This is a genomic window from Burkholderia sp. HMSC10F09 (assembly GCF_001806955.1).
GTDB lineage: Bacteria > Pseudomonadota > Gammaproteobacteria > Burkholderiales > Burkholderiaceae > Burkholderia > Burkholderia multivorans.
The window spans coordinates 21,061-27,710 of the sequence record NZ_KV786707.1; the positions used below are offsets into that span (position 1 = coordinate 21,061).

A 6,650-nucleotide genomic window follows, 5' to 3' on the forward strand; every position below is an offset into this window, starting at 1 on the left:
TATCCGCCGTTTGGCCGACAAGACCAACGCCGGCGCGTGCCCCTGCCGCAAACGAGGACTTCCTCGAACAGCGTTCGCTTTTTTCACCATACGAGATACAATCGGTTCAACACCGCTTGCCGCGTCAACTGATTCTCCCGCCGACATGAACCAACCCACCCCGGATTCCAAAACGTCGATCCAGGTGATCGAACGCATGATGAGGCTGCTGGACGCGCTCGCCGCTCACAGCGATCCCGTCAGCCTGAAGGAACTCGCGCAGCGCACGGAACTGCATCCGTCCACCGCGCATCGCATCCTGAACGACATGGTGACCTGCCGCCTCGTCGACCGCTCCGATCCCGGCACGTACCGGCTCGGCATGCGGCTGCTCGAACTCGGCAACCTCGTGAAGGCGCGCCTGTCGGTGCGCGACGCGGCGCTGATGCCGATGCGCGAACTGCACCGCCTCACCGGCCAGACGGTCAACCTGTCGGTCCGGCAAGGCGACGAGATCGTCTATATCGAGCGTGCGTATTCGGAGCGCTCGGGCATGCAGGTCGTCCGCGCGATCGGCGGCCGCGCGCCGCTGCATCTGACCTCCGTCGGCAAGCTGTTCCTCGCGGCCGACGAAACGTCGCGCGTACGCGCGTACGCGACGCGCACGGGGCTGTCCGGCCACACGCAGAACAGCATCACCGATCTGACCAAGCTCGAGCGCGAACTGACGCTCGTGCGCCAGCAATCGTGCGCGCGCGACAACGAGGAGCTCGAGCTCGGCGTGCGCTGCATCGCGGCCGGCATCTACGACGATTCGGGCAAGCTCGTCGCGGGGCTGTCGCTGTCGGCGCCGGCCGATCGTCTGCAGGATGCGTGGATCAGCCAGCTCAGCCGCACCGCGCTGACGATCTCAGAAGCGCTCGGCTACCGACCGGAAGTCGTGAAGGAAGCGGAAGGCCTGCAACGGCAGGCATGATGCGCCGCCGCAGGCGCCGGAATGCAAAAAGCCTCGCTGTCGCGGGGCTTTTTTTCGACTTCGGGCGCGGCGACTGCAGCGGCAGCGCCGCGTCGCGCGATCGGGTTCAGGTGCCGCCGGCCGGCGTGTTGGCCGCGGTCAGGCGCTCGCCGCCGCCGGCGTCGAGCCAGTTGCGCAGGCGCGACGCATCGGCGAAACGCGAATACTTGCCGAACGAATCGAGCAGCACCATCACGACCGGGCGGCCGTGAATCGTCGCCTGCATCACCAGGCATTCGCCGGCCTCGTTGATGAAGCCCGTCTTCTGCAGACCGATATCCCACGAGCCGTTGCCGCGGATCAGCGCGTTCGTGCTGTTGTAGACGAGATTGCGCTTGCCCGTATAGACCTCGTAGGTGCGATCGGTCGAGAACTTGCGGATCAGCGGATACTGATACGCGGCGTTGACCATCTTCACGAGATCGCGCGCGCTCGACACGTTCGAGCTCGACAGACCGGTCGAATTCTCGAAGTGCGTATCCGTCATCCCGAGCGCCTTCGCCTTCGCGTTCATCGCCGCGATAAAGGCCGGACGGCCGCCCGGGTAATAGCGCGACAGCGCGGCCGCCGCGCGGTTTTCCGACGCCATCAACGCGATGTGCAGCATGTCTTCCCGCGACAGCACCGAGCCGACCGACAGGCGCGAGCCCGTGCCCTTCTCGTAGTCGCGGTCTTCGTCGGTGACTTCGATCTGCTCGGTCATCGGCGCTTTCGAATCGAGCACGACCATCGCGGTCATCAGCTTCGAGATCGACGCGATCGGCACGACGGCGTGCGAGTTCTTGTCGAACAGCGGCTCGCCGGTGTTCTGGTCGACGACATACGCGACGCTCGAGCGCAGCGCAAGCGCGTCCGGCGTGTCATGCAGGCCGAAGGCCTGGCCGACCGTCGGCTGACGCGGCTGGAACGCAACGCGGCGCACCGCGCCATGGTGGCCGCCGCGCACGTTCGCCGCGAGCGTCACGCGCTTGCGCGACGCCTTCGCGCGCGGCGCCTCGGCCGCAGCGACCTTCGCGGATTTGCCGGATGCCGCCTTCTGCTTCGCGGGCGAAGCGGCTTTCTTGGCGGCGTGGTGAGTCTTCGCAGTGGCGGCAAAGGCGTCAGCGGGCGTGACGGACGCGGCGGTCGCGAGCAGCGCGACGGCGACCGACACAGCCGTGCCGAGCGTCATGCTCTGCAACAATCTGCGCGGTGAAAACGATTCGGCTTTCATTGGGGTCTGGACAAAGCGGGCGGGAGGGTTCCGCCAGTGTAGTTAAAGCTGAAAAAAAGAGCAATATTAGGCACTTACCGAGCGTCGTTAAACCGAATTGTAAGCGTCCGCCAACATTCGGTCGATCGACCTGCGCGCTTCCATCGAAAAAAATCATCGATACGGCGCGACAGCGGCCGTCTCCCGATTACCGCACGGTTAATTGAGATAACGTCACTTCGGGGGCGTTTTAAAGCGGGGTTACTACGTAGTCCGCGCCAGGCCTGCCGCGGCGCGGGCTCGGCACGGGCGAAGGCACGTCGCCACGGGCGCGTGTGTCGAAACGGCGCGCATTTCGACACGGACATAAGCATAACGTTCCACGCGCGTGCGCGGTTTACCTGCGCGCGATCATGGTGCGCCGCGCGCCGGGGCACGCGCCGTGCACCAGGGTGGACAGCCGCTGAAACCGATTCCGGAACGCGGCGGTAAGCCGTTGTTTTGTCGATAATTTGTCGTTATTGTGCAATGCACAAAAAATGCTTGACAAGGTTTTTCTCTGCCCTAAAATAGGCTCCATTGCTGCGTTGCACAAAGCACGTCGCCGCAAGATTCCCCAGCGCAGTGCCCTTTACCCCGCGATCGACGCGATCGCTTTCCAGGAGCTTGACATGTCCTTGCTGACCCCCGAGCAAATCGCCGCCGCCCAAAAAGCCAACCTCGAGAGCCTGTTCGGTCTGACCACCAAGGCGTTCGAAGGCGTCGAAAAGCTGATCGAACTCAACCTTCAGGTCGTGAAGTCGACGCTGGCCGAAGGCCAGGAAAACGCACAGCGTCTGCTGTCGGTGAAGGATGCGCAGGAGCTGATCGCGCTGCAGGCGAGCCTGACGCAGCCGGTCGCGGAAAAGGTGCTGTCGTACGGCCGTCATCTGTACGAAATCGCGTCGGCCACGCAAGCCGAGTTCGCGAAGGTCGCCGAAGCGCAATTCGAAGAGCAGAACAGGAAGGTGCAGGCGCTCGTCGACAACGTCGCGAAGAACGCACCGGCCGGTTCGGAAACGGCTGTCGCCGCGCTGAAGTCGGCGCTGAACGCCGCGAACACGACGTACGAAACGGTCCAGAAGGCCACGAAGCAGGCCGTCGAGATCGCCGAGACGAACTTCAACGCAGCCGCTGCGGTCGCGTCGAAGGCTGCGACCGCCGCTGCGTCGCGCCGTACGAGCAAGCCGGCCGCGTAAGCGTCCTCTGCTCCCGGAAAGAGCCGCGCACTGCGCGGCTTTTTTCATTTCCGCAGCTCGCGCAGGGACCGGCGAGCGCCCGCCCCAACGAAAACGCCGCCTGCCGGGGAGCCCGGACAGGCGGCGTTCGTTTCGACCGGCGCGCGGCCGGTCGTGCGCGTTACTTCTTGCGCTGCGGCGGCAGGTCCGTACAGACGCCTTCGTACAGTTCGGCAGCCATGCCGACCGATTCGCCGAGCGTCGGGTGCGGGTGAATCGTCTTGCCGATGTCTTCGGCGTCCGCGCCCATTTCGACCGCGAGGCACACTTCGCTGATCAGATCGCCCGCGTTCAGGCCGACGATACCGCCGCCGATCACGCGATGCGTCTCCTCGTCGAAGATCAGCTTCGTGAAGCCTTCGTCGCGGCCGTTCGCGATCGCGCGGCCCGATGCGGCCCACGGGAACACGGCCTTGCCGTACTTGATGCCTTCGGCCTTGCACTGATCTTCCGTCTTGCCGGCCCACGCGACTTCCGGATCCGTATAGGCGACGGACGGAATCTGCAGCGCATCGAAGTACGCCTTTTCGCCGTGTGCGGCTTCGGCGGCGACGTGGCCTTCATGGACGGCCTTGTGCGCGAGCATCGGCTGGCCGACGATGTCGCCGATCGCGAAGATGTGCGGGACGTTCGTGCGCATCTGCTTGTCGACTTCGATGAAGCCGCGGTCCGTGACGGCGACGCCCGCCTTGTCGGCACCGATCTTCTTGCCGTTCGGGCTGCGGCCGACCGCGACGAGCACGAGGTCGTAGCGCTGCGGTTCCGCCGGCGCCTTCTCGCCTTCGAACTTCACGTAGATGCCGTCTTCCTTCGCTTCCGCGCCGACCGTCTTGGTCTTCAGCATCACGTTGCCGAAGCGCTTCGCGTTGTACTTTTCCCAGACCTTCACGAGATCGCGGTCTGCGCCCATCATCAGGCCGTCCATCATTTCGACGACGTCGATTTCGGCGCCGAGCGTCGAATAGACCGTCGCCATTTCGAGGCCGATGATGCCGCCGCCGATCACGAGCATCCGCTTCGGCAGCTGGCGCAGCTCGAGCGCACCCGTCGAATCGACGACGCGCGGATCTTCCGGCATGAACGGCAGCTTCACGGCCTGCGAGCCCGCGGCGATGATCGCCTGCTTGAACTTGACGACCTTCTTGCCGTTTTCGCCCTGCACTTCCATGTGATGCGGATCGACGAACGTGCCGACGCCGGTCACGACTTCGACCTTGCGCGCCTTTGCCATACCGGCGAGGCCCGTCGTCAGCTTCTTGACGACGCCGCCCTTGAAGTCGCGCAGCTTGTCGAGGTCGACCTGCGGCTTGCCGAACGAGATGCCGTGCGCCGCGAGCGCCTCGGCTTCCTCGACGACGAGCGCCGTGTGCAGCAGCGCCTTCGACGGGATGCAGCCGACGTTCAGGCACACGCCGCCGAGCGTCGGGTAGCGCTCGACGAGCACCGTCTTCATGCCGAGGTCGGCCGCGCGGAACGCGGCCGAGTAGCCGCCGGGGCCGGCGCCGAGCACGAGCATGTCGCACTCGATGTCGGCTGCGCCCGCATAGCTGCCCGCTTGCGGCGCGGGTGCCGGTGCGGCTGCGGGGGCGGCCGCCGGCGCGGCTGCGGCGGGCTTGGCCGGCTCCGGCGCTTTCGCCGGTGCCGGGGCGGCTGCGCCTTCCGCTGCTTCGACGAGCGCGATGATCGTGCCTTGCGAGACCTTGTCGCCGGCCTTGATCTTGATTTCCTTGACGGTGCCGGCGACGTCGCTCGGCACTTCCATGGACGCCTTGTCCGATTCGAGCGTGATGAGCGTCTGCTCTTTTTCGATCACGTCGCCCGGCTTCACGTTGACTTCGATGACATCGACGCCGCTGAAATCGCCGATATCCGGAACCTTGACTTCGATGAGACTCATATACGTCCCCTTCTTGTTTAGCTGCAGAGAGAGGAAGGGAAACTCGCATTGAACTACGGCCTGACCGGAGCACGCCGACACCGGCAGTACCCCCTTTGCCGTCCGCCCAAGGACGCGCCTTTCTTTTGGTTACTTTTCTTTGGCAAGACAAAGAAAAGTGACCGCCGCCCCGCGCAGGGGCGACGCCGGCAGACCGTCAAGAAAGCGAGTTCAACGACAGGGCGCGGATCACCGACATGCGGCCCGCGCCCCTGCGAGCACCCCTCAGCTCATCAAAGAATCACCCGACGGAAGTCGCCGAGCAACGACCCCAGATACGCATTGAACCGCGCGGCCTCCGCGCCATCGATCACACGATGGTCATACGACAGCGACAGCGGCAGCGTCAGACGCGGCACGAACTGCTTGCCGTCCCACACCGGCTTCATCTGACCGCGCGACAAGCCGAGGATCGCGACTTCCGGCGCGTTGATGATCGGCGTGAAATGCGTGCCGCCGATCCCGCCGAGCGACGAGATCGAGAAGCAGCCGCCCTGCATCTGGTCCGGCTTCAGCTTGCCTTCGCGCGCGGCCTTCGACAGTTCTGCCATTTCCTTCGCGATTTCGACGAGGCCCTTCTTGTCCGCATCGCGGATCACCGGCACGACGAGACCGTTCGGCGTGTCGGCCGCGAAACCGATGTGGTAGTACTGCTTGAACACCAGGTTGTCGCCGTCGAGGCTCGCGTTGAAGGTCGGGAACTTCTTCAGCGCGGCGACGACCGCCTTGATCACGAATGCGAGCATCGTGAACTTCACGCCCGCCTTCTCGTGCTCCTTGTTCAGCTGCACGCGCAGCGCTTCGAGATCGGTGATGTCGGCTTCGTCGTTGTTCGTGACGTGCGGGATCATCACCCAGTTGCGATGCAGGTTCGCGCCCGAGATCTTCTTGATGCGCGACAGCGGCTTCGACTCGAACGGGCCGAACTTCGAGAAGTCGACCTTCGGCCACGGCAGCAGGTTCAGCTCGCCGCCGCCGGCCGGCGCGACCGCTGCGGCCGGTGCCGCCTGCTGGCCCGTCATCACGCCCTTCACGAACGCCGTGACGTCTTCCTTCGTGATGCGGCCCTTCGGACCGCTGCCCTGCACGCGCGACACGTCGACGCCCAGTTCGCGCGCGAACTTGCGCACCGACGGCGACGCGTGGCTCGCACGGTGTTCGCCCGACGGTGCGGCAGCGGCCGACGCGGCAGCCGGTGCCGCGGCCGGCGCGGCCTTCGCCGGTGCCGGTGCCGGAGCAGGCGCAGTGGCC

At 65.3% G+C, this 6,650-nt stretch carries 5 protein-coding genes; 2 read left to right on the plus strand and 3 right to left on the minus strand.

Features of this window, described 5'->3' with window-relative positions:
- The first annotated feature begins 145 nt into the window (after window positions 1-145).
- Entirely contained in the window at window positions 146-955 is an 810-nt protein-coding gene (locus HMPREF3115_RS14080; RefSeq protein ID WP_006401960.1) for an IclR family transcriptional regulator, read from the plus strand.
- A 106-nt stretch (window positions 956-1,061) separates the two neighbouring features.
- On the opposite strand, the gene pbpG is transcribed toward HMPREF3115_RS14080, so the two are convergent.
- Entirely contained in the window at window positions 1,062-2,207 is a 1,146-nt protein-coding gene (pbpG, locus tag HMPREF3115_RS14085) for a D-alanyl-D-alanine endopeptidase (RefSeq protein WP_006408170.1), read from the minus strand.
- A gap of 650 nt (window positions 2,208-2,857) precedes the next feature.
- Between pbpG and HMPREF3115_RS14090 the strand changes: the two genes are divergently transcribed.
- Complete coding sequence (locus HMPREF3115_RS14090; RefSeq protein ID WP_006408169.1) at window positions 2,858-3,424, plus strand: phasin family protein; 567 nt, start codon at window positions 2,858-2,860, stop codon at window positions 3,422-3,424.
- 160 nt (window positions 3,425-3,584) lie between these two features.
- On the opposite strand, the gene lpdA is transcribed toward HMPREF3115_RS14090, so the two are convergent.
- Together lpdA and HMPREF3115_RS14100 are read right to left on the minus strand one after the other, a co-directional pair.
- A complete protein-coding gene (lpdA, locus tag HMPREF3115_RS14095) occupies window positions 3,585-5,360 on the minus strand; it encodes a dihydrolipoyl dehydrogenase (RefSeq protein ID WP_006408168.1) in 1,776 nt (591 codons plus the stop codon).
- A 272-nt stretch (window positions 5,361-5,632) separates the two neighbouring features.
- Window positions 5,633-6,650 (minus strand): dihydrolipoyllysine-residue acetyltransferase (locus tag HMPREF3115_RS14100; protein WP_083302216.1); only part of this gene is annotated, 1,018 nt, incomplete at its 5' end.

Excerpts from the sequence above, each read along its gene's own strand:
- HMPREF3115_RS14080 (WP_006401960.1), top strand. The coding sequence starts at position 146 with ATGAACCAACCCACCCCGGATTCCAAAACGTCGATCCAGGTGATCGAA.
- pbpG (WP_006408170.1), bottom strand. The coding sequence starts at position 2,207 with ATGAAAGCCGAATCGTTTTCACCGCGCAGATTGTTGCAGAGCATGACG.
- HMPREF3115_RS14090 (WP_006408169.1), top strand. The coding sequence starts at position 2,858 with ATGTCCTTGCTGACCCCCGAGCAAATCGCCGCCGCCCAAAAAGCCAAC.
- lpdA (WP_006408168.1), bottom strand. The coding sequence starts at position 5,360 with ATGAGTCTCATCGAAGTCAAGGTTCCGGATATCGGCGATTTCAGCGGC.